Source organism: Actinoallomurus sp. CA-142502, assembly GCF_050936355.1.
GTDB lineage: Bacteria > Actinomycetota > Actinomycetes > Streptosporangiales > Streptosporangiaceae > Actinoallomurus > Actinoallomurus iriomotensis.
In genome coordinates, this window is record NZ_JBNJMY010000001.1 from 877,629 (window position 1) to 903,138 (window position 25,510).

Sequence of the window (25,510 nt, forward strand, 5' to 3'; positions counted from 1 at the left end):
TCCGCCCGGACGGTTCACCGGGGCCCGCGGGCCCCGGTGAACGTCGTTACGAACCGGCCGTCGACCGTCGCATCCGTACGGCATGGGCGAAGGGTTCGGCGGCGCGGGCCAGGAGCGGCCCGGCGACGGCGAGGATGAGAACGTACGCCGCCGCGAGGGGGCCCAGACGTGAGTCGCCGCCGGCCGTGACGGCCAGGCCGGCGATGACGATGTTGAACTCCCCTCGGGGGACCAGCGCCGTCCCGGCGCGCAGGCGTCCCGTCGCCGCGACTCCGGCGCGGCGGGCGGCCAGCCATCCGGTGGCGGACTTGGTGAGGATGCCCGCCACCGCGAGCAGCGCGGCGATCCCGACGACGGGCGGTAGCTCGGTCGGGTCGGTGTGAAGGCCGAAGAACACGAAGAAGACGGCCGCGAACAGGTCGCGCAGCGGGGCGATGAGCTGCCGCGCGTCGTGAGCGAGCGGCCCCGACACCGCGATGCCGACGAGGAACGCGCCGACGGCCGCCGAGACCTGCAACTGCTGGGCGAGCCCGGCGACCAGCACGGTCAGTCCGAGGACCTTCAGCAGCAGCACCTCCTGGCTGGGGCTGGCCACGAAACGCTCCACGATCGTGCCGTGCCGCAGCGCCACGAACAGGATGACGCTGATGGTCCCCGCCGCGATCAGCAGCGTGAGCGTGCCGCCCAGCAGCCCGGCCCCGGCGAGCAGGGCGGTCAGGATCGGCAGGTACGCCGCCATGGCGAGGTCCTCGAAGACCAGGACCGACAGCACCGCGGGCGTCTCCCGGTTGCCCAGCCAGCCCAGGTCGCCGATGACCTTGGCGGTGATGCCCGAGGAGGTGACGCACGTGACGCCGGCCAGCGCCACGGCAGCCACCGGTCCCCAGCCGAGGAGTATCGCCGCGATCGCGCCCGGTGCGGCGTTGAGCGCGAGGTCGGCCAGGCCGACCGGCGCGGACGTGCGCAACGTGGCCACGAGTTCGTCGGGGGTGTACTCCAGGCCGAGCGTGAACAGCAGCAGGATCACGCCGACCTCGGCGCCGAGCGAGACGAACTCCTCGCTGGTCGTCAGCGGCAGGATTCCGCCGGAGCCGAACGCGAGGCCGGCCAGCAGGTAGAGGGGAATGGGGGAGATGGAGAACCGTACCGAGACGGCCCCCAGGAGCCCGAGGGCGAGGATGATGGCCCCGAGCTCGATCAGTTGACCCGTCATATGCGTCCGCGGCCTATCCCGTGGCGAGGACGTCGCCCGCGGCGGCGGTCCCCTCCGCGGTGCCGACCACGACGACGATGTCGCGAGCCTGGAAGCCGAAGTCCGGGCGCGGGCTGGCGACGACGTTCCCGTCGCGGACGACCGCGACGATGGAGGCACCGGTCCGGGTCCGGATCTGGGCGTCGCCGAGCGTACGCCCGTCGTACGGGGAGCCCGCGGCGATCGGGATCTGCGAGCTGACCAGACCCTCGACCTGCCGGTGCAGTTCGGTCAGGCGTTCGACGATCCGCGCGGAGCCGAGCAGTTCGGCGAGCGCGTTGGCCTCCTCGACGGTGAGCGGCACCGTCAGCACGCACGTGTCGGGGTCGACACGGTCGTAGACGAGCAGGTCACGGCGGCCGTCGCGATGAGAGATCGCGCCGATCCGGCGGCCCTTGGCGGTGGTGAAGACGTGTTGCAGCCCGATTCCGGGCAGAGCGGTGCGTTCGACGTCCACGGCTGTTCCCTGTTTGGTTCGGTGGTGTTCCGCCTTGATGGCGGGTAGACGGCAGCCACGCCGGGCCCGTGGTGCGGGGCGGGCGAGGGCCGGTGAGAAGGCGGCTCGGCGAGCCGGTGTCAGCGCTGTTCCACGGGGACGACTCCTCGCGGAACGTCCCAGGTCAGTACGCGTACGGAGGCGCGCGGCCGTCACGGGTGAACCGGCCGAGGGCGGTGGTCGTCACTCGGGTGCCGGGCGGGTTCGACCGGGCGCACATGACAGCGCCGGGCCGCGCGGCGGCCGGCAGGGCGGCGGCCGGGAGCGGCTTGCTCTCGGCGTTGTCCAGCCGGGGCGCGGCACCGGGCCGGAGCAGCGGGCAGGCGGCTCCCGTCACCGCCATCTCGGCCTTCGCCGGGGACGCGGCGGCCATGCCGCCGCCGGTCGAGATGAGGGCGGGGGTGAGGATCGCGCACAGGGCGAGCAGCAGTGCGACGGGCAGCGACACGGCCGGCCGCCGCCGGCGCGTAGGGTCCTCCGTCACCGCCCCCGCCCTTCCGTCCTGTGGGATCACCCGCGGCGTCGCGCGGCGGTATGTCCCGATCGCCTACTCGCCGTCGAGCCTATAGCCAGCGTCCCGTCCGGCGTACGTGACGACTCTGCGGAACCGACATGGCCAACATCTTGGGGTGGTGGCGCAAGACAAACCCTAGATGTATGGTTCTGGCGTTGCTGGTTCACCAGGGACCGATGGGACCGGTGAGACAAGAGGGAACCCGGTGTGAGTCCGGGACTGCCCCGCAGCGGTGAGCGGGAAACGACCGCCGTCAACGGCACTGGGCCGACGGGCCCGGGAAGCGACGGCCAGTAGGACGCGTCCGATGGGCGAGGCGCCCGCGAGTCCGAAGACCTGCCAGCGGCCCGTGCGCGCGAGCGTGCGGTCGTCCAGGCCTCGCGGGAGGGCCGGCGGCGAGTTCCGTCGTCGTGCGCGCCTTCTCGCGGAGCGGAAGTTCCCGAGGGAGAGAGCACGTGACACAAGAGCTCGTCGCGCCGACTACCCCCCTGCCGATCGCGGCCGAGGTCGAACGCGCCTGCGCCGGCCTGCCGGACGCCGATCCCCGGCGCGTCGGCGCCGCCGCGGACCTGGCCGAGGCCGCCCGGCAGGCCGCGTCCCTGGTGGTCACCGACCCGGCCTACTCGACCGTGGCCGCCCGGCTGCTGGCCCGGTCGATCGCCGAGGAGACGGGGCCGGTGACCTTCGCGGAGTCCGTCGCGGCGGCCTACGCCGAGGGCCTGCTGAACGAGCGGACCGCCGCGTTCGTCGCCGGCGGCGCGGCCGGCCTGAACGCCCTGGTCGACCACGACGCCGACGACCGGTTCACCTATTTCGGCCTGCGCACCGTGTACGACCGCTACCTGCTGCGGCACCCGGAGACGCGCCGCGTGCTGGAGCGTCCGCAGCACTTCCTCCTGCGCGTCGCGTGCGGGCTGGCCGACAGCGTGAGCGAGGCCGCCGAGCTGTACGGGCTGATGTCGCGGCTGGCGTACCTGCCCAGCTCGCCCACCCTGTTCAACTCCGGCGCCGCCCGCCCGCAGCTGTCCTCCTGCTTCCTGCTCGACTCACCGCGCGACGAGCTGGAGGCCATCTACGAGCGGTACGGGCAGGTCGCGCGGCTCAGCAAGTACGCGGGCGGCATCGGGATCTCCTGGAGCCGGGTCCGCAGCCGGGGTTCGCTGATCCGGGGCACGAACGGCCTGGCCAACGGCATCGTGCCGTGGCTGCGGACCCTGGACGCGAGCGTCGCGGCGGTCAACCAGGGCGGGCGTCGCAAGGGCGCCGCGTGCGTCTACCTGGAGCCCTGGCACGCCGACGTCGAGGAGTTCCTCGAACTGCGCGACAACACGGGCGAGGACGCGCGGCGTACGCACAACCTCAACCTGGCCAACTGGGTGCCGGACGAGTTCATGCGCCGGGTCGAGGCCGATGAGGTCTGGTCGCTGTTCGACCCCAAGGAGGTGCCGGAACTGGTCGACCTGTGGGGTGAGGAGTTCGACGTCGCGTACCGCGCGGCCGAGGCCGAGGACCGGTTCGTCCGGCAGCTGCCGGCGCGGCGGCTGTACGGCGCGATGATGCGCACCCTCGCGCAGACCGGGAACGGCTGGATGACGTTCAAGGACGCGGCCAACCGCGCCTGCAACCAGACCGCCGAGCCCGGCAACGTCGTGCACCTGTCGAACCTGTGCACCGAGATCCTGGAGGTGACCTCCGACGGCGAGACCGCGGTGTGCAACCTCGGCTCCATCAACCTCGCCGCGCACGTGACCGGCGACGGCGTGGACTGGGCGGCACTGCGGACGACGGCCCGTACGGCCGTACGGTTCCTGGACCGTACGATCGACCGCGGCTTCTACCCGACGCCGGAGGCGGCCGAGGCGAACCGGCGGTGGCGGCCGGTCGGCCTGGGCGTGATGGGCCTGGCGGACGTGTTCTTCCGGCTCCGGCTGCCGTTCGACTCACCCGAGGCGCTGGCGCTGTCGACGCGGATCGCCGAGGAGATCGCGCTCGCGGCGTACGGGGAGTCGGCGACGCTGGCCGCCGCGTACGGCCCGCACCCGTCCTACGACCGCACCCGCGCCGCCCGCGGCGTCCTGCACCCGGACCACTGGCCGGACGCCGCGCCGGTGCACGCCGAGGAATGGGACGCGCTGCGGGACTGGATCGGGCAGGTGGGGCTGCGCAACTCGCTGCTGGTGGCGATCGCGCCGACCGCGACCATCGCCTCCATCGCGGGCTGCTTCGAGTGCATCGAGCCGCAGGTGTCCAACGTCTTCAAGCGCGAGACGCTGTCGGGGGAGTTCCTGCAGATCAACACCTACCTGGTGGCGGACCTGAAGGAGCGCGGCCTGTGGACGCCGCGGGTACGCGACGCCATCAAGCGCGCGGACGGCTCGGTGCAGGGCGTCGAGGAGCTGCCCGACGATCTGCGCGCCCTGTACCGGACCGCGTGGGAGCTGCCGCAGAAGGCGCTGATCGACCTGGCCGCCGCACGGACCCCGTACATCGACCAGTCCCAGTCGCTGAACCTGTTCATGGCGAGCCCGACCATCGGCAAGCTCTCGTCGATGTACGCCTACGCGTGGCGCTCGGGCCTGAAGACCACGTACTACCTGCGCTCACGCCCGGCGACGCGTATCGCCCAGACGACCGTGACCGCGACTGAGGCGGCCGAGGCCGTCTTCTGCTCCCTGGAGAACCCCGAGACCTGCGAGGCGTGCCAATGACGCTGCTGGACCCCGGCATGGACCTGACGCTGCGGCCCATGCGTTATCCGGACTTCTACGACCGGTTCCGCGCGGCGATCCGCAACACCTGGACGGTGGAGGAGGTGGACCTGCACTCCGACCTCGCCGACCTGGCCCGGCTGACGCCCGAGGAGCTGCACCTGGTCAACCGGCTGGTCGCGTTCTTCGCCACCGGCGACACGATCGTGTCCAACAACCTGGTGCTGAACCTCTACGCCCACCTGAACGCCCCCGAGGCGCGCCTGTACCTGTCGCGGCAGCTGTTCGAGGAGGCGGTGCACGTCCAGTTCTACCTGACGCTGCTCGACACCTATCTGCCCGACCACGACGAGCGGGTCAGGGCGTTCGCGGCGGTGGAGAACATCCCCTCGATCCGCGACAAGGCGGAGTTCTGCTTCCGCTGGATCGACTCGCTCGGCGAGCTGCGGCAGCTGCGCACCAGGGCGGACCGGCGGGCGTTCCTGCTCAACCTGATCTGTTTCGCCGCGTGCATCGAGGGCCTGTTCTTCTACGGCGCCTTCGCCTATGTGTACTGGCTGCGCTCGCGCGGCCTGCTCAGCGGTCTGGCCTCCGGCACGAACTGGGTCTTCCGCGACGAGTCGATGCACATGGAGTTCGCCTTCAGCGTCGTGGACACCGTACGCGCCGAGGAACCGGAGCTGTTCGACGAGGAGCTGGCCGGGCAGGTGACGGCGATGCTGGAGGAGGCCGTCGCCGCCGAACTGGCCTTCGCCCACGATCTTTGCGGCGACGGCCTGCCCGGCATGAGCGCGGAGGACATGCACACCTACCTGCGCTACGTGGCCGACCAGCGACTCGCCCGGCTGGGCATGCCGCCGCGGTACGGCGCGGAGAACCCGTTCGCGTTCATGGAGCTGCAGGACGTGCAGGAGCTGTCCAACTTCTTCGAACGCCGGGTCTCGGCCTACCAGGTCGCCGTGGAAGGGACGGTCAGCCTCGACGAGGCGTTCTGAGGCCGAGCTCCAGGGGCGCCGGCGGAGGAGCTCATCGGTGTCATGATCCAGGCGGCGTCGCCCAGGGGCCGAGGGTGAATCCGTCGCCTCGCCGCCGGACCTCCACGGCACCCGCGTCACCGGCGAAGTGCGCGGGAACCAGCAGTTCCCGTTGGTCGGCCGCGCGTTGGAGGACACGCAGGCGGCTCGCCACCGCTTGTTCCGGGTCCAGGCAGGCGTTGCTGTTGCGGCAGGGCCGGAGGATCTGCACCGGACTGTGCAGCAGGTCTCCGACGAAGACGGCCCTGTCGCCGCCGGAGGCGAGCCGCAGCACGGACGAGCCGGGCGTGTGGCCGGGCGCGGACTCCAGGGTGAGGTGCTCGTCGATGCGGTGGAGACCGTCCCAACGCACGGCCTGCCCGGCCCGGTGGACGGGCGCGATGCTGTCCTCGTAGATCAGGCGGCCGTCCGCCTGCGAGCCGTCGCCGTAGGCGCCTTCCGGGCCGAAGTGGAAGTCGTCGGCGGACGGGATGAGGTACTGGGCGTTGGCGAACGCCGGTACCCACTCCCCGTCCGCCTCGACGGTGTTCCCGCCGACGTGGTCGACGTGCAGGTGGGTGTTGACGACGACGTCGACGTCCTGCGGGCGGATGCCGGCCTTCGCCAGGCGGCCGAGAAGATCGCCCTGCCAGTGGTGGAACCGCGGCGAGCCCGGTCGTTCGCGCCCCTTGCCCACTCCGGTGTCGACCAGGACGGTCCGCCCGCCGCTGCGCAGTACCCAGGTCTGCAGCGCCACCACCGCCCGGTCGGTATCCGGCTCCCAGTGGTCCGGCGCCAGCCAGTCCTCATTGTCCTTCCACACCTCGCCGGCGGTCTCCGCGAGGAAGCCGGAGACGGGCACGAACGGGCCCTGCCACTCCACGACCCGGATGACCTCGACATCGCCCAGCACGAGGCGGTGCACACTCTCGTTTGTCATGCACTCGACCGTAGGAAAGGCGGAAGAGCGTCTCAATGCGCATCTGGCTCACCGAGATACGCTTCCGGCTCACAGACCATACGGAGGCTACAGTCCATGGATGGATGTGGTGAGCGACGCGATCTCCGCCGTGCGGCTGGGGCACCCCTCGTCCGAGCGGGTACGGATGAGCGGCAGCTGGTGCACGCGGCTGGACCCGTTCGGCGGTGCGGGCTTTCACGTGGTGCTCAAGGGCGGTTGCCGGCTGCTTCCCGACGACGGTGACCCGGTGTCCCTCGGCGTGGGTGACGCGGTGCTGCTGCCCCATGGCACCGGCCATGTGCTCACCGAACGGCCTCAGCGCGGCGAGACGGAGATCCTCTGCGGCCGGTACCGGCTCGACTGCAGCCGCATCCATCCGCTTCTGGCGGAGATGCCGCAGGTCGTCCACCTTCCCAGCCGCGTGGGCGGTCACCGGGAACTGCGCGCCGCGATCGACCTGCTCGCCGGTGAGCTGGACGAAAGGCTGCCCGGCTCCTGCGTCGCGCTGCCGCACCTGCTCGACCTGCTCCTCGTCTACATGATCCGCGCCTGGATGAGCGAGGCCACCAGCGGAGCCTGGCCACGCGTGCTGGGTGATCCGGTGACGGCCGGCGCCCTGCGGGCGCTGCACTCGGATCCGGCCGTCCCGTGGACCACCGAGCGCCTGGCCGCGGAGGTGAACGTCTCCCGCCCCACCCTCGCGCGCCGGTTCACCACCCTGGTCGGCCGCCCTCCGATGGCGTACCTCACGTGGTGGCGCATCATCCTCACCGCCACCCTGCTCCGGGAGACGTCGGAGACCCTGGCCTCCATCGCCGGCCGGGTCGGTTACGGCAGCCCGTACGCACTCTCACACGCCTTCCAGCGGGAGTTCGGGACCACCCCGGGTCGGTACCGCAAGGCGGCACGCGGGGCGAGCGCACCACCGCCCCACGCCAAAATTGGTCCTTGATTGGCCGTTGAAATCGGACCTTATTGCGGGTACCAATTCCTGTCAGGCTGAGTGGCATGACAACGACAGCGACTCACTTCGACGGCCGGCTCCTCATGCCCGGCGACGCCGGTTACGACACCGCCCGTACCGTCTGGAACGCCATGATCGACCGGCGTCCCCGCATGATCGTCCGCGCGGCGAGCGTCGCCGACGTGGTCGCCGCCGTGCGGATGGCCCGGGAACTGGACCTGGAGATCGGCGTGCGCTGCGGCGGCCACAACGCCGCCGGCTTCGCCGTGCCCGACGGTGGTCTCATGATCGACCTGACGCCCATGGGCGGTGTGCGGATCGACCCGGTCCGTCGCCGGGCCCGGGTGCAGGGCGGGGCACTGCTCGGTGCCCTGGACCGGGCGGCCCAGGCGTACGGCCTGGCCACCACCGCCGGCAACGTCTCGCACACCGGCGTCGGCGGGCTCACGCTCGGCGGCGGCATGGGCTGGCTGGCTCGCCAGCACGGCCTGGCCTGCGACAACGTCATCTCCTACACGATGGTCACCGCCGAGGGGGAGCTGGTCACCGCGAGCCGCGACGAGAATCCCGACCTGTTCTGGGGGCTGCGCGGCGGGGGCGGCAACTTCGGCATCGTGACGGAGTTCGAGTTCGCGTTGCATCACACCGGCACGCGGACGCTGGTCGCCGAGTTCGACTTCCGCGCCGAGGACGCCGTCCCGGTCATCGAGCGCTGGCGCGACCTGAACGCCGTCGCGCCCCGGCAGGCGACGTTCACCGCCGCCGTCGACAGCGGTCCCGCCGGCCCGATCGCCACGGTGGGGTTCGTGTGGGTCGGCGACCCGGAGCAGGGCCGCCGGCTGCTTCCCGCGATGCGGGCGCTCGGGCGTCCCCTCGCGTCGCGCGTCACCACACCGTCCTACCTCGACCTCCAGCAGCGCAACGACACCACCGGGGGCCACGCCTACCGCCGCTACGCCAAGGGGCACTACCTGCGGCGATTCCCGACCGCGGCGATCGAGGCGTTCCTGCTGCGCGGCGGCACCGACCTGAGCTCCAGCCCGTACCTGCCGGGCGTCGACCTGCAGGCGCACGGCGGCGCGATCGCGGATGTCCCGGATGCGGACGCGGCGTTCAGCCACCGCGGCACGATGTTCGAGTTCGGCGCCGGCTCCCGCTGGACCGACCCGGCCGAGGACGACGCCAGGATGGGTGCGGCCCGCGCCGCCGGTGCGGCGCTCGAACCCTATGCGAGCGGGGTGTACGTCAACGCGCTGACGGCCGACGAACTGGCCGATGGGCGGCGCGGCGTACGGCGGGCGTACTCGGCCGCGAAGCTGGCCCGGCTGACCGCGGTGAAGACCGCGTACGACCCGGCCAACGTGTTCCACCTGAACCAGAACATCCGCCCGGCACAGTGACGCGCCGGTGCCGCTCGTACGGGATCAGGCTCCCCGTACCTCCCGGATGGCCGTCGCCAGCAGCGCGACCCCCTCGGCGATCGCGGTCTCGCCAAGGGGGGCGTAGCCGAAGATGAGGCCACCCGGTCCGGTGTCGGCGATCCGGTACGGGCCGACGCCCTTGATGCCGAGCCCGTGCCGGGCGGCGGCCGTCACCACCGCCGCCTCCTCGAGGTCGGGCGGGAGCCAGGCGACCACATGCTGCCCGGCGGCGATCCCGGCCGGTTCCAGATCGGGCAGGTGAGTGCGCAGGGCGCCCAGCAGCGCGTTACGGCGGCGGCGGTACACCGGACGCATCCGGCGCAGGTGGCGGTCGAACTCGCCGCGGGTGAGGAAGTCGGCGAACGTCAACTGCTCGATGACCGGCGAACCGCGGTCGGCGAGCACCTTCGCCGCGGCGACGTCGGCGACCAGCTGGGGAGGCACCACCATCCAGCCGAGCCGCAACCCCGGCGCGAGCGTCTTGCTGGCCGTACCGCAGTAGACGATATGGTCGGGCGCCAGGCCCTGCATGGCGCCCACCGGCGACCGGTCGTAGCGGTACTCCGCGTCATAGTCGTCCTCGACCACGATCGCGCCGCGGTGCTTCGCCCAGCGGATCACCTCGGCCCTCGCCGTAGCCGACAGCACTCCCCCGGTGGGCCACTGGTGCGACGGCGTGAGCACGACCGCATCGGCGTCGGCCCGATGGAGCGCATCGACCTGGACGCCGTCCGGACCCACCGGGATGCCGACCACGTCCAGACCGGCGGCCGCGGCCAGCACCCGGGCGTCGTCGTCGGACGACGGGTCTTCCAGGGCGATCCGTCTGGCGCCGTGCAGGGCGAGCACCTGGATCAGCAGCGAGATGGCCTGCGCGTAGCCGTTGCAGATCACCACGTTGTCCGGGACCGACGAGGTGCCGCGCACCCGGTTGTGGTAGTCGCACAGGGCCTCGCGCAGTTCCGGCACGCCCCGCCCGTCGAGGTAGGCGAACCGGTCGTTGGGCGTGGTCGCTAGCACGGTGCGGATCGAGCGCAGCCAGGCCGCCCGCGGGAACTGCGACACGTCGGTGCGCCCGTACCCGAAGTCGATCCTGAAGCCGGCTCTGCGCGCGGCCGGCCGCACCGTCGAAGCCGTGGAGCCCGTGTCGGCGGCGACCGGCGGCATCGACGCGGCGACCTGGGTGTACCCGCCCGATCGGCTGGCGAGGTAGCCCTCGGCCACGAGCTGCTGGTAGGCCTCCACGACCACCCCGCGGGAAACCCCGAGGCCGGCCGCGAGGGCGCGGGTGGGTGGCAGCGACGCGCCCGTTCGCAGCCGGCCCGCCCGAATGCTCGCGCGGATGGACGCCTCGATCTGCCGGTGCAGAGGCACCCTGCCATCGCGGTTCAGCTCGATGAGCAGGTCCTCGGCCAGCCCTGAATTGGTACCCGATCGGCCCACGGAATCGGACCTTATCGGCATGACCGATTCCTGCCAAGGTGAGCTGACCTACAGATGCACCGGGTGCCGTTGATGAACGTGTCACCAGCCGCAAACGAACAGAGGGAACCCTGTACGCCATGATCACTGTCGATAGCACGCTCGCCGCCGGCGCCTGGGTCGGCGATCCGGTTCATTCCGCTGTCTCGTTCAAGGTCCGCCACATGGGCGTCGGCAAGGTCAGGGGGACGTTCGCGCTCGTCTCGGCGGCGCTGAGCGTCGGCGAGGGCGGCGGCCGGGTGACCGCCCTCATCGACCCCGCCTCGGTGCGCACCGGCAATGAACAGCGTGACCAGCACATCCGGTCGGCCGATTTCCTGGACGTGGAGAGGTACCCGCAGATCGAGTTCACCTCGACCGAGGTCCGCGGCTTCGACGGCGAGACCTTCATCCTGGTGGGCGAGCTGACCCTGCACGGTGTCACCAGCACCGTCGAGCTGGAGGCCGAGTTCCTCGGCGTCGTCGACGACCCGTCCGGCGTGCAGCGCACCGGGTTCTCGGCGACCACCACCATCAGCCGTGCCGCGTTCGGTGTCGACATCCAACTCGGCTTCGGCGCCGGCGAACTCGTGGTCGCCGACACCATAGAGATCGCTATCGAGATCGAGTTCACGAGCACCGGACCGGACCCGCGATGACCCTCGTCGCACACCTTCGTACGTACCGAAAGGATTGAAGACGTGAGTAAGACCGTGCTGTACATGTCGATGTCGGTGGACGGGTTCATCGCCGGGCCGAACGCGGGGCCGGGCAACGGGCTCGGTGACAAAGGGCAGCGGCTGCACGAGTGGTTTCTGCCGGATGCCGACGCCGAGCACAGAACAGGCAGCCACCTGGCGGGCGTGAACCGTGAAGTCATGGACGAGGCCATGGCCACCGGGGCGGTCGTCGTCGGCCGGCGGACGTTCGAGCTCGCCGACGGCTGGGGCGGCGACCACCACGACGGCGTGCCGATCTTCGTCCTGAGCCGCCGTCAGCCCGATCCCGAGCCGCGATGGCCCGGGGTCACCTATGTGAGCGACGTCGCGGCCGCGGTGAGCATGGCCAAGGACGCGGCCGGTGACAAGGACGTACTGGTCCACGGAGCCCGTACCGCTCAGTTGGCACTCGCCGCCGGTGTGCTCGACGAACTGCAGATTCACCTGGTCCCGGTCCTGCTCGGACAGGGTGAACCGCTCTTTGACGACATGCCACCCGACCACATCGAGCTCGAACTGCTCCGCGACGTGGACGGGCCGGGTGTGACGCACCTGCGCTACCGCGTGAGGACGGAGGGCTGAGGCAATGGCGATCATCCGGCTGTACATGACCATGTCCCTGGACGGCTACGTCACCGGGCCGCAGGACAGCCCGGACAACCCGATGGGCATCGGCGGGTTCCGGCTCTTCAACTGGCTCGATCGGCGCAACGACCCGGGACCGAACGGACAGGTCAACGCCGAGGCGCTGGCCACCCGCGCCCTCATCTCCGGCCGCCGCACCTACGAGCACGCCGACCGCTGGCACGGCGATCACCACGACGGCGTCCCGATCTTCGTTCTGACCCACGACCTGCCGGACGATCCGCCGCCGGGCAGCGTCCGCTACGTCACCGACGTACACGAGTGCGCCGCACAGGCCCGCGCGGCGGCCGGAGACGGCGACGTGATGGTGCACGGTGCCGGGGCGGGGCAGGCGCTGCTGCGGGCAGGGCAGCTCGACGAACTGGAACTACACGTCGTACCGGTCCTGCTCGGGCAGGGACGAAGGCTGTTCGACGGCCTGCCCGCCGAGCACATCGAGCTCGACCCGGTCCGCCGGTTGACCACTCCGCAGGTCGAGGATCTCGCGCAGCACGTCACGCACATGCGCTACCGCATCCGCCGTCCGTGACCCGGAGCCTGCTGATGGTCGGAGAGGGCTACTGTCCGGTCGCGCAGTAGGCGTCCAGGGCCGTGTCCCATCCCGAGCGGTCGCCCTGGACCAGGTGGTACTCGTTCCGGGCTATCGCTACCTGGCGTCGGCCGTCGCCGCTGCTGATCCAGGTGCTCGCGTAGCCGAGCACCTCGCCGGTGTGCGTGAACACCTCGCCGCACTTGGTCGGGACCCGCCCGACCCCGAGCGCGTAGTTGGGGATGTAGTTCGCGTTCGGTGGGCGTACTCGACCCTGTCGCCGTCGCGGACCATGCCGATGAGCACCGGGCAGCTTGTTGTCCGCCTGCATTTTCGTCACGCCGGCCTGGAGGACTTCACCAGGCGTCTGCGCGGCGGTCACACAGCGCGCGGACCCCGGCGGCGATCTCCAGGTCCTCGCGCGAGGTGACGACGAAGGCGCGTACGGGGGCGCCGGGGACGCCGATCTCGGCGTCGGTGGTGTCCTCGCGCGCCGGGTCGAGTGCGACGCCGAGGAAGCCCAGCCCCTCCGCCGCACGGCGGCGTACCCCTGTCGCGTGCTCGCCGACGCCGCCGGTGAACACCAGCGTGTCCAGCCCGCCGAGCGCGGCGGCCATCGCGGCGACGCCGGCGCGCAGGCGGTGCAGGTACACCTCCAGGCCGAGGCCCTCGCCGATCTCGCGCATGTCGGCGGTGCCGGTGAGGGCGAGCAGCCCGGATCGGTGTTCGAGGGTGTCGGCGAGTTCGCCGGGCGCGAGGCCCGTGCGCTCCTGGAGCCAGAGCAGCAGGCCGGGGTCGACGCTGCCGGACCGGGTCGCCATGACCAGGCCCTCCAGCGGGGTGAAGCCCATGGTCGTGTCGACGGAGCGTCCGTGCGCCACCGCGCACAGGGAGGCGCCGGCGCCCAGGTGACAGACGACGAGCCGCTCCGGCACATGGCCGAGCAGCTCGGTGACGCGCCGGGTGGCATAGGCGTGAGAGAGCCCGTGGAAGCCGTACCGCCGGATGCCGTACTTCTCCCGCCACGCGGCGGGCAGCGCGTACGTCGCCGCGGCCTCGGGCAGGTGGGCGTGGAAGGCGGTGTCGAAACAGGCCACCTCGGGGACGCCGGGCCGCACCGCGCGTACGGCGTCGATGCCGTGCAGGGACTTGGGCTGATGCAGGGGCGCCAGCTCGGTCAGGGCGCGGAGACGCGCCTCGACGTCGTCGTCGATCAGGACCGGGTCGGTGAACTCCGCGCCGCCGTGGACGACGCGGTGCCCGATGGCGTCCGGCGCGGGCAGGTCGCGCAGGTCGTCCAGGCCGGCGGGCCGGGCGAGGACGGTGTCGTCGTGGTCGAGCAGGCTGAGTTTCAGGCTGGACGACCCGGCGTTGACCACGAGGATCCGCACGTGCGCTCCTCTCTCAGTCGGTGGTGGGCCAGGTCCAGCCGGAGATCTCCGGCATGTCCTCGCCGTGTTCGCGGGTGTACGCGCGAGCACGCAGCCGCGCGTCGGCCATCTCCTGCCGGACGTTCGCCACCCGGCCTCCGAGGGAGGGGACCCGGTCGATGACGTCCATGACGAGATGGAACCGGTCGAGGTCGTTGAGCATGACCATGTCGAACGGCGTCGTGGTGGTGCCCTCCTCCTTGTAGCCGCGGACATGGAGGTGATGGTGCCCGGTGCGCCGGTAGGTGAGGCGATGGATCAGGTACGGGTAGCCGTGGAAGGCGAAGATCACCGGCCGGTCGACGGTGAAGATCGCGTCGTACTCCCGGTCGGAGAGCCCGTGGGGGTGTTCGGTGTCGGGTTGCAGGCGCATCAGGTCGACGACGTTGACGACCCGCACCCGCAGGCCGGGGAAGTACCGCCGGAGCAGGTCCACGGCGGCGAGCGTCTCCAGCGTCGGGATGTCGCCCGCGCAGGCGAGCACGACGTCGGGGTCGGTGCCAGCGCCGTGGAGGTCGGCGGGGCCGGTTGGTTGGGGAGAAGGCGTGCTGGCCCACTCCCAGATGCCGATGCCGCGGGTGCAGTGCAGGATCGCGTCCTCCGGCGACAGCCAGTCGAGCGCCGGCTGCTTGCCCGCGACGACGACGTTGACGTAGTCGCGGGAGCGCAGGCAGTGGTCCATCGTCGACAGCAGTGTGTTCGCGTCCGGCGGCAGGTAGACCCGGACGACCTCGGGCTTCTTGTTCATCACGACGTCGAGGAAGCCGGGGTCCTGGTGGGTGAAGCCGTTGTGGTCCTGGCGCCAGACGTGCGAGGACAGCAGGTAGTTCAGCGACGCGACCGGCCGCCGCCAGGGGATCTTCCGGGTGGTCTCCAGCCACTTGGCGTGCTGGTTGAACATCGCGTCGACGATGTGGATGAACGCCTCGTAGGAGTTGAACAGGCCGTGCCGTCCGGTCAGCAGGTAGCCCTCCAGCCAGCCCTGGCACAGGTGCTCGCTCAGCACCTCCATGACCTGGCCGTGCGGACCGAGGTGCTCGTCCACCTTGAGGACGTCGGCCGCCCAGACCCGGTCGGTGACCTCGAACACCGCCGACAGCCGGTTCGAGGCGGTCTCGTCCGGCCCGGTGATGCGGAAGTTGTCCCGGTTCGCGGCGACGACGTCGCGCAGGTACGCCCCGAGGGCACGGGTCGGCTCGGTGGACTTGGTGCCGGGCGCGTCGACCGCGACGGTGTAGGCGCGAAAGTCCGGCAGCTCCAGGTCGCGCAGCAGCAGGCCGCCGTTCGCGTGCGGGTTCGCGCTCATCCGCCGGTCGCCGGCCGGCGGCGCCGCCAGCACGCCCGCGACCGGCCGCCCGTCGGCGTCGAACAGCTCCTCGGGCCGGTACGACCGCAGCCACGCCTCCAGCTCCGCCAGGTGCGCCGGGTTGTCCCGTACGCCCGCGAGCGGCACCTGGTGGGCCCGCCAGGTGCCCTCGACCGGCAGTCCGTCGACCTCCTTCGGGCCGGTCCAGCCCTTCGGCGTCCGCAGCACGATCATCGGCCACCGCGGCCGCCCGGTGGCGCCCGTCTCCCGTACCTGCCGCCGGATCGCGAGGATCTCGCCGATCGCCTCGTCCAGCGCCTCCGCCATCAGCCGGTGCATCACCGCCGGGTCGTCGCCGCTCACGATGATCGGGCGGTGCCCGTACCCCTCCAGCAGCGCTTCGAGCTCCCGTTCCGGGATGCGCGCGAGCACGGTGGGATTGGCGATCTTGTAGCCGTTCAGGTGCAGGATCGGCAGGACCGCGCCGTCCTTCGCCGGGTCGAGGAACTTGTTGGAGTGCCAGCTCGCCGCCAGCGGCCCGGTCTCGGCCTCGCCGTCGCCGATGATGCAGGCCACGATCAGGTCGGAGTTGTCGAAGGCCGCGCCGTACGCGTGCGCGAGCGAGTAGCCGAGCTCGCCGCCCTCGTGGATGGAGCCCGGCGTCTCGGGCGCGACGTGGCTGGGGATGCCGCCGGGGTAGGAGAACTGCCGGAACAGCCGCGCCATCCCGGCCGTGTCCTGGGAGACGTGCGGGTACACCTCCGAGTAGGTGCCCTCCAGCCACGCGTTCGCGACCGCCGCCGGGCCGCCGTGCCCCGGCCCCATGATGTAGATCATGTCCAGGTCGCGCGCGGTGATGACGCGGTTGAGGTGGGCGTAGCAGAAGTTGAGGCCCGGCGAGGTGCCCCAGTGCCCGAGCAGCCGGGGCTTGATGTCCTCCCGGCGCAGCGGCTCACGCAGCAGCGGGTTCGCGCGCAGGTAGATCTGGCCCGCGGACAGGTAGTTCGCGGCACGCCACCAGGCGTCGATCGGCCGGATCTCCTCATCGGTGAGCATCGCGGGTTCCCCTCATCTCGGCGTCAGGTCAGTGCCCTACCCGGTCGGGACGGTCCGGACCGGGCCGGCACCAAGCCCACCATCCGGCGGCCGGACGAGGTGAGGGACGAAAGTCCCGTCGCGGGGGTGTCCTCCGGCGCTCAGTCCTCCGAAGGAGCCGGGGACTCGGACGCGCGGAGCCGGGTGATGAGGGTCGCGGCCTGCGTACGGCGGCTCAGGTCGAGCTTGGTGAAGATGCTGGAGACGTAGTTCTTGACGGTCTTCTCGGCCAGGAAGAGGCGTTCGCCGATCTGCCGGTTGGTCAGGCCGTCGCCGATCAGATCGAGGATCCGGCGTTCCTGCTCGGTCAGGGCGGCGAGCGGGTCCTCGCGCGGGCGTTCGCGCAGGCGCCGCATCACCAGCGTGGTGCTGCGCGCGTCGAGGAGCGACTCGCCGGCCGCGACCGTACGGACGGCGCCGACCAGGTCTGACCCGTGGATCTGCTTGAGCACGTACCCGGCGGCCCCGGCCATCACCGCGTCGATCAGCGCCTCCTCGTCGGAGAAGGAGGTGAGCATCAGGCACGCGAGCTCGGGCATCCGGGACCGCAGCTCCCGGCACACGGACACGCCGTCGCCGTCCGGGAGCCGTACGTCCAGCACGGCGACGTCGGGCCGCAGAGCCGGGACGCGGGCCAGCGCGGACTCCGCGGTGCCGGCCTCGCCCACGACCTCGATGTCGGGCTCGGACTCCAGCAGCGCGGCGACCCCACGCCGTACGACCTCATGGTCATCGAGGAGAAAGACCTTGATGGGGGTGGTCATGCTACGACGGTAGGACAATGGGGGCCCGTGCGTGGAGAGGAGTACGGCTCCGTGTCCATCCCGAACCCGCCGGGCGAGGATCGCGCTCGCCCGGTGCTCCCTCAGCTTCGGCTCGACGACCTGCTCACCGAGCTGCAGAGCCGGCTCGCGACCGTGCTGACCACGCGCGACCGGATGCACGGGCTCCTCGAGGCCATCGTGTCGATCGGCGGCGACCTGGACCTGGCGACCATGCTGCGCCGCATCGTCGAGGCGGCCACCACGCTGGTGGACGCCCGGTACGGCGCGCTCGGCGTGATCGGGGAGGACGACGGCCTGGTCCAGTTCATCACGGTCGGCGTGACGCAGGAGCAGATCGACGCCCTGGACCACTGGCCGCACGGCCTGGGCATCCTGGGCCTGCTCATCAAGCAGCCGCGGCCGATCCGGCTGGCCGACCTGAGCAAGCACCCGGAGTCCTACGGCTTCCCGGCGAACCATCCGCCGATGCACCGGTTCCTCGGCGTCCCCATCCGGGTGCGCGAGGAGGTGTTCGGCAACCTCTACCTGACCGAGAAGGCCGACGGCGAGGAGTTCGACGACGAGGACGAGAGCGTCGTCTCGGCGCTCGCCACCGCCGCCGGCGTGGCGATCGAGAACGCCCGGCTCTACCAGGAGGCGCGCCGTCGCGAACGCTGGCTGGAGGCCAACGCCGAGGTGTCCACGGCGCTGCTGTCGGGCACCGAGCCGGACGAGGTCCTGCACCTGGTGGTGCGGCGGGCGCGGGCGATCTGCGACGCCGAGCTCGCGACGGTCGCGCTCGCGCACGAGGCGACGGAGGAGCTGGAGGTCAGGGCCGCCGACGGCCGGCACGCCGATGCGTTCCGGCACCTGCGGACACCGTTCGACGACACGCTCACCGGGCGGGTCTACCGTACGGGCACGTCACTGGCGTCGCTCGACGCCGACGACGAGGCTCTGGGGCCGGTCCTGGTCGTGCCGCTGGGCGCCGGAACTGCCGCGCGCGGCGTGCTGTCGGTGGCCAACGCGCCGGGCGAGGTGCCGTTCGCCGAACCCGTACGCCGGCTGCTGGAGACCTTCGCGGCGCAGGCGGCCATCGCGCTGGAACTGGCCGAACGCCGCCGGGACGTCGAGCGGCTGGTCGTCTTCGAGGACCGCGACCGCATCGCCAAGGACCTGCACGACACGGTCATCCAGCGGCTGTTCGCCATCGCCATGACGCTGATGAGCGCCATCAAGATCACCAAGAAGCCCGACGTCGCGGTCCGGGTGCAGCGGGCCGTCGACGACCTGGACGACACGATCCGGCAGATCCGCTCGACCATCTTCGCGCTGCAGACCTCGGCCGATGACGAGCCGGCCCTGCGGGCACGCCTGTTCGGCGTCATCGACGGCGCGGGCGAGAGCCTGGGGTTCGCGCCCGCAGTGCGGCTCGACGGGCTGCTGGACACGGTGGTCGACGAGGCGACCGGCGACCACCTCATCGCGGTCCTGCGCGAGGCCCTGTCGAACGTCGCGCGCCACGCGCACGCGTCGCGGGTGGACGTGACCGTCGCCGCCGGTTCCGACCTGCTGCTGCGGGTCGCCGACGACGGCGTCGGCCTCGGCGCGACCGGCCGGCGCAGCGGTCTGGCGAACCTCGACGACCGCGCGCGGCGGCTCGGCGGGACGTTCGACGTCCGTGCGGGGGAGACCGGCGGGACGGTCCTGGAGTGGCGCGTGCCGCTCAGCTCCTGACGATGGTGGCGGGACCAAGGTCCCGCGCGCACCGTTTCCTTCGCCTCTGCGGTGCGCGGGCTCCCTGGCGTTGGGTGAGGGCAGCCGGAAACGCTCCGGCGTGAAAAGAGGTGAAGAGATGTCCGTCACCGACCCCCGGACCGCTCGTTCCCGCCCCATCCGCATGACCGCCGCCCGCACCGGCCGTACCTTCGCGCCCGCCGTGTGGGCGGTCACCCGGCTGTCCCTCGGTTTCGTGTTCTTCTGGGCGTTCGCCGACAAGCTGTTCGGCCTCGGCCACGGCACCCCGGCCAAGCAGGCGTGGATCCACGGCGGTCACCCGACGCTGGGCTTCCTGAAGTTCTCGGCGGCCGGGCCCTTCAAGGGCTTCTACCACTCCATCGCCGGCGCCGCCTGGGCCGACTGGCTGTTCATGCTCGGCCTCGCCGGGATCGGCGCGGCACTGCTCCTGGGCATCGGCATGCGCGTCGCGGCCGGCGCGGGCGTGGTCATGCTGGTCATGATGTGGAGCGTCGTCCTCCCGCCGGACAGCAACGTCTTCATGGACGACCACCTCATCTACGCGCTGGTCGTCGTCGGCCTGGCCCTGGTCGGCGCGGGAGACACGTTCGGCCTCGGCCGCTGGTGGGGCCGGACGCGCCTCGTCCAGCGGTTCCCCGTCCTCAAGTAGCGCCGAAGGGGGAGCGGCGAGAGTCCGCTCCCCTTCCCCTTTCCTGGAGAGACCATGAGTTCCACCGCGGACGGCGGGGGAGGCCTCGGCCGCCGGCAGTGCCTGACCCTGCTGGCCACCGTGCCGATCGGACGGATCGTCCACACGGACCGGGCGCTGCCGGCCGTGACGCCGGTGACGTTCGTCCTGGACGGCGACGTGGTCACGGTCCACGCGGAGCCGACGCTCGGCGCGGCGATCGGCGGCAGCATCGTGGCCTTCCAGGCGGACGACGTCGACCCGCGGACGATGACCGGCTGGTCCGTCACGGTCATCGGCCGGGCACTCTTCACCGGCGGCCCGATCCCACGCCCGTGCTCCGGCCCACCGGGCCGCCCCCCGGCCCTGCGAATCCCGGTCCAGCACACGTCAGGCATGCGCCTCGGCCCACGCTGACCCTCCATACCCGAAGCGAAAAGCCCGCCGGACCGGGTCCGGCGGGCTGTCCCGCGAGGACGGTCAGCTTTCCGCGCCGTCCTCGCAGACGATGACGCCGCAGCGGGCGTTGGACAACACCGTCGGCACGGTGGCGCCGCCGAACAGGGCGCCGTGGCGGGAGTTCAGCCGCGCGCCGACCACGAGGACCTCCGCGCGATCCGCGAGCCGGCTCAGTCGCGCGCCGGGTTCGCCCCGGGCGATCCGCAGGCGGGTGGAGACGTGCTGCGCGCGCGGAAGGAGGCGGGCGACCTCCTCGCGCAGCCGGAGCCACGCCTGCGGGCCGCGCAGCGGGCCTCCGTCGCGCGGGATGACACGGACGACGTCGAGACGGGCGTGGCGCCGACGCGCCTCCTCCGCCGCGCGCCGCAGCGCCACCGCGGAGTTGGGCGACCCGTCGAATCCGACGAGCACGTACCGTGGCCCAGGGATGATGTGCATGACCGACCTCCTGTTTCCTCGTCCAGCCTGCGGGAAATCCCCCAAGGGGCGGAGAGCCCACGGACCCGGCTTCCACGGGACTTTCGGCCCCTCTGGTCGTCGAGTGGTCGGTGGAGGCGCATGCCGCAGGAAACCGGGACGGCGGTGGAGCGGGCCACCGCGCCGAGACCACCGCGGCGTGTGCTGATCGGCCTGTGCGCCACCGAGATCACCAGCTGGGGCGTGCTGTACTACGCGTTCCCGGTGACGCTGTCGTCGCTCACCCGCGACACCGGCTGGTCGACCGCGACCGCCATGGCGGCCTTCTCCGCCGGAGCGGTCGTCTCCGCCCTCGCCGGCATCCTCGTCGGCCGCCTCATCGACGCGCGCGGCCCCCGTCCGGTCATGACCACCGGCTCGGTCGTCGGTGTCGCCGCCGTCGTGGCGATCGCCGCCGCGCCGAGCCTGCCGCTCTTCTTCGCCGCCTGGGTGCTCGCCGGTCTCGCCCAGTCGGCCGTGCTCTACCAGCCGGCGTTCACCGCGCTCACCGGCTGGTACGGTCCCGACCGCGTGCGCGCGCTCACCGCGGTCACGCTCGCGGGCGGGTTCGCCAGTACGGTCTTCGCCCCGCTGACCGCCCTCCTGCTGGACCACCTGACCTGGCGTGGCACCTACCTCGCGCTCGCCGTGATCCTGGGCGTGGTCACCGTCCCGCTGCACGCCTTGTGCCTGACTCCGCCCTGGCGGCACGGCCGGACCCGCGGCGCCCCGTACGAGCGGGACGCCCATGCGCGGGCGGTCGTGCGCAGCCGGCCGTTCGCCGTGCTGACGGCCGCGATGACCTGCGCCGCGTTCGGTTGCTACGCCGCCACCGTGAACCTCGTCCCGCTGCTGACCTCAGGCGGAATGGGCACCCACCTGGCGGCCGTGGCCCTCGGCCTCTGCGGCGCGGGCCAGGTGCTCGGCCGGCTGGGCTACCCGCGGCTCGCCGCCCGCACCGCACCACCCGGCCGTGCCGCCGCCATCCTCACCGCGGGCGCGGTCACGGTCGCCGTCCTGGGCGTGCTCCGCGGCCCGGGCGCGGTCGTCGTCGCCGTCCTGGCGGGCGCGGCACGCGGGATGTTCACGCTGCTCCAGGCCACGACGATCGCCGACCGCTGGGGTACACGCGCGTTCGGGCACGTCAACGGCGTCTTCACCGCTCCGATCACGGTCGCCATCGCGCTCGCTCCCGGCGGCGGCGCGCTGCTCGCCCGGCTGACCGGCGGGTACCCCGTTTCGTACTGCGTGCTGGCCGCCCTCACCTTCGCGGCGGCCGTGGCGATCCGTCAGACCGGCACTTCGTAGGATTTTTCGCATGTTCGACGACCTCGACCTGACCGAGCTGCGGCGGCGTCCGGGAGTGAAGTGGAGCCACGTCGCCGCGGACGTGCTCCCCGCCTGGATCGCGGACATGGACTTCCCGTCTCCGCCCCCCGTACGGGCGGCCCTCGCCGAGAGCCTGGACGATCTCGGCTATCCCGCATGGGACGACCACCCCGAGAGCAACCCGCTGCGGACCGCGTACGCCGAACGGATGCACCGGCGGTACGGCCTGGCCGTCGACCCCGCCCACGTACGGGAGTTCACCGAGCTGATCCAGGGGCTGCAGGCGATCCTGCACGTCGCCACCCGGCCCGGTGACGCCGTCGCGATCCACACGCCGACGTACCCGCCGTTCGTGGAGACGCTCGCGGACATGGACCGGCGACTCGTCCCCATCCCCATGATCGAGAGTGCCGGCGGCTGGGGGTTCGACGCCGCCCGGCTGGCCGAGGACGTCGCCCGGCACGGCTGCCGCGCACTGGTGCTGGTCAACCCGCAGAACCCGACGGGCCGCGTGTTCCGCCGCGACGAGCTCACCGCGATCGCGGAGGTGGCGGAACGGCATGACCTGCTCGTGATCGCCGACGAGATCCACGCGGAGCTCGTCCACGACCCGCACCGGCACGTGCCGTTCGCCTCGCTCGGCCCCGAGGCCGCCGCCCGCACGGTCACGCTCACCTCGGCGACCAAGGCGTTCAACCTCGCGGGCCTGCGCTGCTCGGTCGCGCACGTCGGCGACCGCCGCGTCCGCGAGGCGCTGGCCGCCCAGCCGCCGCTGCTGTTCGGCGAGGTGAGCGCGCTGGGCGTCGTCGCGACGCTGGCGGCCTGGCGAGACGGCGACGACTGGCTGGCCGAGGCACGGGCGACCCTCGCCCGCAACCGGGCGCTGGTCGCCGGGGCCCTCCCGCCCGGCGTCCGCCACCGCCCTCCCGAGGCGGGATACCTGGCCTGGCTCGACTGCCGCGACCTCGGCACCGGCCCGGACCCCGCCGCGTTCTTCCTCGACGAGGCCCGGGTGCTGCTCTCCTCCGGCCCGGCCTTCGGGCCGGGCGGCGAGGGGTTCGCGCGGCTGAACTTCGCGACGTCCCGGCCGATCCTGGAGGACATCCTCCACCGCCTCCGCGACGCCGTACGGCGCCGCGGCTGACGGTCGGTCGTCGGCGGCCTCAAGCCGCCGGAAGCGGGTTTCGCCGGAAGAACTCCCAGATCAACGGTGTGGCGTCGATGGAGGTCGGGGTGGGTGAGTCCAGGTTCGGGCTCGTGCTCGGCCAGACGTGGCCCGCGCCCGCGATGCGGTAGTGCCGCACCGTGCTCCCGCGCGCGCAGCCCCGCCAGTCCTGGACCGTCACGTTTCCCGCGATCACGTGTTCGGCCGGACGCGGCAGGCAGCGGTCGCGGGCCGCCCAGGCGTTCAGCCAGGACGGGAGGTCCGGCAGTCCCCTGGCCGGGTCGCCGTCATAGGGGATCGTGGTGTCCGCGGTGCCGTGGAAGTCGGCGATCGGGGCCGGGCGGGACGGCTCGCAGGGGCCGCCCTGGGGATAGAAGGCTCCGGACACCGGGGCGAAGGCGGCGATGCGCCCGGCCATGCGGCAGGCGAGGACGCCGGTGAAGCCACCGCCGTTGGACTTGCCGGCCGCGTAGATCCGGTGCGGGTCGACGCAGTAGCCTCCCTGCAGCCGAGTGATCAGGTCGCTGGTGAACAGCACGTCGTCGACGTCGGCGGAGTACGGCGCGCCCTGCCACGCGGTCTGCCCGTCGGTGCCGACCAGGCCCTGCGGGTAGACCGTGACGGCGTTCAGGGCGGACATGCCGGTCAGCTCCTCCTGGTACGCCGACGTGCGCTTGTGGCCGTGGAAGGACAGCACCAGCGCGTACGGCCGGCGCGGGTCGTAACGGTCCGGCACGTGCAGCAGGTAGCCGCGCCGGACTCCTCCGGAGACCAGGTACTCCGTCGACGAGTCGCCGGGTCGTACCGACGGTGCCTTGCCGCAGCCGGTCGTCGGCAGCGGACGGTCGACGGTTCCTCCGGCCTGCGCCATCGCGGGAGCGGTGGCGGCGCCGCACAAGGTGAGGGCGAGGAAGACCGCGGCCGCCGTACGTAGGGGGAATCTCATCAGGTGCTCCTCAGATGTCCGCGCCCGCGATGGCCGGTGAGCCGTCGGCCCGCGAGTCGCGGACCGCGTCCGGCCGCGAGGGGGCGTCGTCCAGCAGGGTCGTCTCGTCGAACGGGTCCCGGCCGGCCAGCACCAGCTGCGCTCGGTCCCGGTCGAACTCCCCGGTCAGCGTGCCGATGACCACCGTCGCGACCGCGTTGCCGGCGAAGTTCGTCAGCGCCCGCGCCTCGGACATGAACCGGTCGATGCCGACGATGAGGCCGACTCCGTCGACGAGCGCGGGCCGGTGTGACTGCAGGCCCCCGGCCAGCGTGGCCAGACCGGCGCCGGTCACGCCGGCGGCGCCCTTCGAGGCGACGACCATGAACAGCAGCAGCGATATCTGCTCGCCGATCGAGAGCGGAGCGTCGGTCGCGGAGGCGATGAACAGCGACGCCATCGTCAGGTAGATCGCCGTACCGTCCAGGTTGAAGGAGTACCCGGTCGGCACGGTGATGCCGACGACCGGCCGGCTCACGCCGAGATGCTCCATCTTCGCGATGAGCCGTGGCAGCGCGCTCTCCGAGGACGACGTCGACAGGATGAGCAGGAACTCACGGGCGAGATAGCGCAGGAGCGAGAACAGGTTCACCCGAGCCACGAGCCACAGGATCGAGCCGAGCACGACCACCACGAACAGCAGGCAGGTGACGTAGAAGGCCACCATCATCATCACGAGGCCCTTCAGGGCGTCGACGCCGCTCGCGCCGACCACGGCCGCCATCGCGCCGAACGCGCCGACCGGTGCCGCCCACATGATGATCGACAAGACGCGGAACACCAGACGCTGGATGTACTCCAGCCCGCGCAGGACGGGCCGGCCCGTTTCGCCCATCGCCTGCAGGCCGAACCCGGCGAGCAGGGCGACGAGCAGCGTCTGCAGCACCTGCCCCTCGGTGAAGGCCGACACCAGCGTCGTCGGGATGATGCCCAGAAGGAAGTCGACCGTTCCCGTACTGCCCTCGCCGACCTGTTCCCGGCCGGCGTGCCGTGCGGCGTCCGTCAGGTGCAGGCCGGCTCCGGGATGCATGATGTTGCCGACGACGAGGCCGATGGCCAGCGCGAACGTCGACAGGATCAGGAAGTAGGCCAGGGCGAGGCCGCCGACCGCGCCGACCTTCGCGGCCCGGGTGACCGAACCCACGCCCAGCACGATCGTGCAGAAGATGATCGGGCTGATCATCATCTTGATGAGGTTCACGAACCCGGTGCCGAGCGGCTTGAGCTCGGTGGCGAAGCCCGGTGCCGCGAGGCCCACCACGGCACCGGCGATCACCGCGGCGACCACCGCGAGGTAGAGGAAGTGCGTGCGGTCGCGTCGTCTGCGGGGGCGCGGTCGTACCGGCGCGGTTTCGACGGGCATCCGATCTCCTTGCTCGTGGCTCCATCGGCCGAAATCTGCAAGGACTATGC

Annotated in this window: 24 protein-coding genes and 1 riboswitch; of the genes, 12 read left to right on the forward strand and 12 right to left on the reverse strand. The window is 71.9% G+C overall.

The genetic code is table 11. The features are described 5' to 3' along the window. Positions 1 to 46 precede the first annotated feature (46 nt). The 3 genes from ACQEV1_RS04690 to ACQEV1_RS04700 all read right to left on the reverse strand — a co-directional run bounded on the left by ACQEV1_RS04690 (position 47) and on the right by ACQEV1_RS04700 (position 2,232). On the reverse strand, positions 47 to 1,213 hold the full coding sequence (locus ACQEV1_RS04690; protein ID WP_285575156.1) for a cation:proton antiporter: 1,167 nt from the start codon (positions 1,211 to 1,213) through the stop codon (positions 47 to 49). A 13-nt stretch (positions 1,214 to 1,226) separates the two neighbouring features. Further along, positions 1,227 to 1,709, reverse strand: a complete 483-nt coding sequence (locus ACQEV1_RS04695) for a cation:proton antiporter regulatory subunit (protein ID WP_285575158.1) — start codon at positions 1,707 to 1,709, stop codon at positions 1,227 to 1,229. A 163-nt stretch (positions 1,710 to 1,872) separates the two neighbouring features. Beyond that, entirely contained in the window at positions 1,873 to 2,232 is a 360-nt protein-coding gene (locus ACQEV1_RS04700; RefSeq protein WP_433391602.1) for a hypothetical protein, read from the reverse strand. Positions 2,233 to 2,404: 172 nt separating this feature from the next. After that, positions 2,405 to 2,620, forward strand: a riboswitch (cobalamin riboswitch). A gap of 97 nt (positions 2,621 to 2,717) precedes the next feature. Between ACQEV1_RS04700 and ACQEV1_RS04705 the strand changes: the two genes are divergently transcribed. Then, entirely contained in the window at positions 2,718 to 4,970 is a 2,253-nt protein-coding gene (locus ACQEV1_RS04705) for a ribonucleoside-diphosphate reductase subunit alpha (protein ID WP_433391605.1), read from the forward strand. Continuing rightward, entirely contained in the window at positions 4,967 to 5,965 is a 999-nt protein-coding gene (locus ACQEV1_RS04710) for a ribonucleotide-diphosphate reductase subunit beta (RefSeq protein WP_433391608.1), read from the forward strand. Before ACQEV1_RS04705 ends, ACQEV1_RS04710 begins: the two co-directional genes overlap by 4 nt. Before the next feature lie 40 nt (positions 5,966 to 6,005). On the opposite strand, the gene ACQEV1_RS04715 is transcribed toward ACQEV1_RS04710, so the two are convergent. Then, complete coding sequence (locus ACQEV1_RS04715; protein ID WP_433391611.1) at positions 6,006 to 6,923, reverse strand: MBL fold metallo-hydrolase; 918 nt, start codon at positions 6,921 to 6,923, stop codon at positions 6,006 to 6,008. Positions 6,924 to 7,023: 100 nt separating this feature from the next. Here ACQEV1_RS04715 and ACQEV1_RS04720 point away from each other — a divergent pair, with 100 nt between their 5' ends. Both ACQEV1_RS04720 and ACQEV1_RS04725 read left to right on the forward strand, forming a co-directional pair. Beyond that, a complete protein-coding gene (locus tag ACQEV1_RS04720) occupies positions 7,024 to 7,896 on the forward strand; it encodes a cupin domain-containing protein (protein ID WP_433391614.1) in 873 nt (290 codons plus the stop codon). Between the two features lie 56 nt (positions 7,897 to 7,952). Continuing rightward, positions 7,953 to 9,308 (forward strand): FAD-binding oxidoreductase, encoded by a 1,356-nt coding sequence (locus ACQEV1_RS04725; protein WP_433391616.1) that lies wholly within the window; start codon positions 7,953 to 7,955, stop codon positions 9,306 to 9,308. Positions 9,309 to 9,332: 24 nt separating this feature from the next. On the opposite strand, the gene ACQEV1_RS04730 is transcribed toward ACQEV1_RS04725, so the two are convergent. Next, on the reverse strand, positions 9,333 to 10,772 hold the full coding sequence (locus ACQEV1_RS04730; RefSeq protein ID WP_433391619.1) for a PLP-dependent aminotransferase family protein: 1,440 nt from the start codon (positions 10,770 to 10,772) through the stop codon (positions 9,333 to 9,335). Positions 10,773 to 10,891: 119 nt separating this feature from the next. Between ACQEV1_RS04730 and ACQEV1_RS04735 the strand changes: the two genes are divergently transcribed. From ACQEV1_RS04735 to ACQEV1_RS04745, 3 genes are read left to right on the forward strand one after another with little or no spacing between them, the layout of a single operon-like run. Further along, entirely contained in the window at positions 10,892 to 11,449 is a 558-nt protein-coding gene (locus ACQEV1_RS04735; RefSeq protein WP_433391622.1) for a YceI family protein, read from the forward strand. A 42-nt stretch (positions 11,450 to 11,491) separates the two neighbouring features. Beyond that, complete coding sequence (locus tag ACQEV1_RS04740) at positions 11,492 to 12,091, forward strand: dihydrofolate reductase family protein (RefSeq protein WP_433391624.1); 600 nt, start codon at positions 11,492 to 11,494, stop codon at positions 12,089 to 12,091. A gap of 4 nt (positions 12,092 to 12,095) precedes the next feature. Further along, complete coding sequence (locus tag ACQEV1_RS04745; RefSeq protein WP_433391626.1) at positions 12,096 to 12,683, forward strand: dihydrofolate reductase family protein; 588 nt, start codon at positions 12,096 to 12,098, stop codon at positions 12,681 to 12,683. A 28-nt stretch (positions 12,684 to 12,711) separates the two neighbouring features. Here the strand turns inward: ACQEV1_RS04745 and ACQEV1_RS04750 are convergent, their stop codons facing one another. The 4 genes from ACQEV1_RS04750 to ACQEV1_RS04765 all read right to left on the reverse strand — a co-directional run bounded on the left by ACQEV1_RS04750 (position 12,712) and on the right by ACQEV1_RS04765 (position 17,278). Next, positions 12,712 to 13,023, reverse strand: coding sequence for a hypothetical protein (locus ACQEV1_RS04750; RefSeq protein WP_433391628.1), 312 nt, complete (start codon positions 13,021 to 13,023; stop codon positions 12,712 to 12,714). Between the two features lie 16 nt (positions 13,024 to 13,039). Then, a complete protein-coding gene (locus tag ACQEV1_RS04755; protein ID WP_433391630.1) occupies positions 13,040 to 14,074 on the reverse strand; it encodes an acetate/propionate family kinase in 1,035 nt (344 codons plus the stop codon). A 13-nt stretch (positions 14,075 to 14,087) separates the two neighbouring features. After that, positions 14,088 to 16,475 (reverse strand): phosphoketolase family protein, encoded by a 2,388-nt coding sequence (locus tag ACQEV1_RS04760; RefSeq protein WP_433391632.1) that lies wholly within the window; start codon positions 16,473 to 16,475, stop codon positions 14,088 to 14,090. A gap of 140 nt (positions 16,476 to 16,615) precedes the next feature. Further along, positions 16,616 to 17,278 carry a response regulator gene (locus ACQEV1_RS04765; protein ID WP_433391635.1) on the reverse strand — a complete coding sequence of 221 codons (663 nt, stop codon included), beginning with the start codon at positions 17,276 to 17,278 and terminating at the stop codon, positions 16,616 to 16,618. A gap of 51 nt (positions 17,279 to 17,329) precedes the next feature. Here ACQEV1_RS04765 and ACQEV1_RS04770 point away from each other — a divergent pair, with 51 nt between their 5' ends. The 3 genes from ACQEV1_RS04770 (at position 17,330) to ACQEV1_RS04780 (ending at position 20,120) form a co-directional block, all read left to right on the forward strand. Beyond that, positions 17,330 to 19,015, forward strand: a complete 1,686-nt coding sequence (locus ACQEV1_RS04770) for a GAF domain-containing protein (protein ID WP_433391638.1) — start codon at positions 17,330 to 17,332, stop codon at positions 19,013 to 19,015. A 118-nt stretch (positions 19,016 to 19,133) separates the two neighbouring features. Beyond that, positions 19,134 to 19,685 (forward strand): hypothetical protein, encoded by a 552-nt coding sequence (locus ACQEV1_RS04775; protein ID WP_432705656.1) that lies wholly within the window; start codon positions 19,134 to 19,136, stop codon positions 19,683 to 19,685. Between the two features lie 54 nt (positions 19,686 to 19,739). Further along, complete coding sequence (locus ACQEV1_RS04780) at positions 19,740 to 20,120, forward strand: pyridoxamine 5'-phosphate oxidase family protein (protein ID WP_285575183.1); 381 nt, start codon at positions 19,740 to 19,742, stop codon at positions 20,118 to 20,120. A 63-nt stretch (positions 20,121 to 20,183) separates the two neighbouring features. Here ACQEV1_RS04780 and ACQEV1_RS04785 read toward each other — a convergent pair whose 3' ends face one another. Continuing rightward, positions 20,184 to 20,600: a universal stress protein gene (locus ACQEV1_RS04785; RefSeq protein WP_433391642.1), complete on the reverse strand. Its 417-nt coding sequence runs from the start codon at positions 20,598 to 20,600 to the stop codon at positions 20,184 to 20,186. A 120-nt stretch (positions 20,601 to 20,720) separates the two neighbouring features. On the opposite strand from ACQEV1_RS04785, the gene ACQEV1_RS04790 reads away from it, so the two are divergent. Together ACQEV1_RS04790 and ACQEV1_RS04795 are read left to right on the forward strand one after the other, a co-directional pair. Next, positions 20,721 to 21,926 (forward strand): MFS transporter, encoded by a 1,206-nt coding sequence (locus ACQEV1_RS04790; RefSeq protein WP_433391645.1) that lies wholly within the window; start codon positions 20,721 to 20,723, stop codon positions 21,924 to 21,926. A 10-nt stretch (positions 21,927 to 21,936) separates the two neighbouring features. Next, positions 21,937 to 23,091, forward strand: coding sequence for a MalY/PatB family protein (locus ACQEV1_RS04795; protein ID WP_433391648.1), 1,155 nt, complete (start codon positions 21,937 to 21,939; stop codon positions 23,089 to 23,091). Positions 23,092 to 23,110: 19 nt separating this feature from the next. On the opposite strand, the gene ACQEV1_RS04800 is transcribed toward ACQEV1_RS04795, so the two are convergent. Together ACQEV1_RS04800 and ACQEV1_RS04805 are read right to left on the reverse strand one after the other, a co-directional pair. Further along, on the reverse strand, positions 23,111 to 24,058 hold the full coding sequence (locus ACQEV1_RS04800; RefSeq protein WP_433391651.1) for an alpha/beta hydrolase family esterase: 948 nt from the start codon (positions 24,056 to 24,058) through the stop codon (positions 23,111 to 23,113). A gap of 10 nt (positions 24,059 to 24,068) precedes the next feature. Continuing rightward, complete coding sequence (locus tag ACQEV1_RS04805) at positions 24,069 to 25,460, reverse strand: cation:dicarboxylate symporter family transporter (protein WP_285633166.1); 1,392 nt, start codon at positions 25,458 to 25,460, stop codon at positions 24,069 to 24,071. Positions 25,461 to 25,510: the final 50 nt, after the last annotated feature.

What these genes read in the sequence shown, in the direction of transcription:
- ACQEV1_RS04735 (WP_433391622.1), top strand. Translation starts at nt 10,892, where the DNA reads ATGATCACTGTCGATAGCACGCTCGCCGCCGGCGCCTGGGTCGGCGAT.
- ACQEV1_RS04805 (WP_285633166.1), bottom strand. Translation starts at nt 25,460, where the DNA reads ATGCCCGTCGAAACCGCGCCGGTACGACCGCGCCCCCGCAGACGACGC.
- ACQEV1_RS04745 (WP_433391626.1), top strand. Translation starts at nt 12,096, where the DNA reads ATGGCGATCATCCGGCTGTACATGACCATGTCCCTGGACGGCTACGTC.
- ACQEV1_RS04775 (WP_432705656.1), top strand. Translation starts at nt 19,134, where the DNA reads ATGTCCGTCACCGACCCCCGGACCGCTCGTTCCCGCCCCATCCGCATG.
- ACQEV1_RS04800 (WP_433391651.1), bottom strand. Translation starts at nt 24,058, where the DNA reads ATGAGATTCCCCCTACGTACGGCGGCCGCGGTCTTCCTCGCCCTCACC.
- ACQEV1_RS04725 (WP_433391616.1), top strand. Translation starts at nt 7,953, where the DNA reads ATGACAACGACAGCGACTCACTTCGACGGCCGGCTCCTCATGCCCGGC.
- ACQEV1_RS04785 (WP_433391642.1), bottom strand. Translation starts at nt 20,600, where the DNA reads ATGCACATCATCCCTGGGCCACGGTACGTGCTCGTCGGATTCGACGGG.
- ACQEV1_RS04795 (WP_433391648.1), top strand. Translation starts at nt 21,937, where the DNA reads ATGTTCGACGACCTCGACCTGACCGAGCTGCGGCGGCGTCCGGGAGTG.
- ACQEV1_RS04710 (WP_433391608.1), top strand. Translation starts at nt 4,967, where the DNA reads ATGACGCTGCTGGACCCCGGCATGGACCTGACGCTGCGGCCCATGCGT.
- ACQEV1_RS04780 (WP_285575183.1), top strand. Translation starts at nt 19,740, where the DNA reads ATGAGTTCCACCGCGGACGGCGGGGGAGGCCTCGGCCGCCGGCAGTGC.
- ACQEV1_RS04765 (WP_433391635.1), bottom strand. Translation starts at nt 17,278, where the DNA reads ATGACCACCCCCATCAAGGTCTTTCTCCTCGATGACCATGAGGTCGTA.
- ACQEV1_RS04690 (WP_285575156.1), bottom strand. Translation starts at nt 1,213, where the DNA reads ATGACGGGTCAACTGATCGAGCTCGGGGCCATCATCCTCGCCCTCGGG.
- ACQEV1_RS04760 (WP_433391632.1), bottom strand. Translation starts at nt 16,475, where the DNA reads ATGCTCACCGATGAGGAGATCCGGCCGATCGACGCCTGGTGGCGTGCC.
- ACQEV1_RS04720 (WP_433391614.1), top strand. Translation starts at nt 7,024, where the DNA reads ATGGATGTGGTGAGCGACGCGATCTCCGCCGTGCGGCTGGGGCACCCC.
- ACQEV1_RS04790 (WP_433391645.1), top strand. Translation starts at nt 20,721, where the DNA reads ATGCCGCAGGAAACCGGGACGGCGGTGGAGCGGGCCACCGCGCCGAGA.
- ACQEV1_RS04715 (WP_433391611.1), bottom strand. Translation starts at nt 6,923, where the DNA reads ATGACAAACGAGAGTGTGCACCGCCTCGTGCTGGGCGATGTCGAGGTC.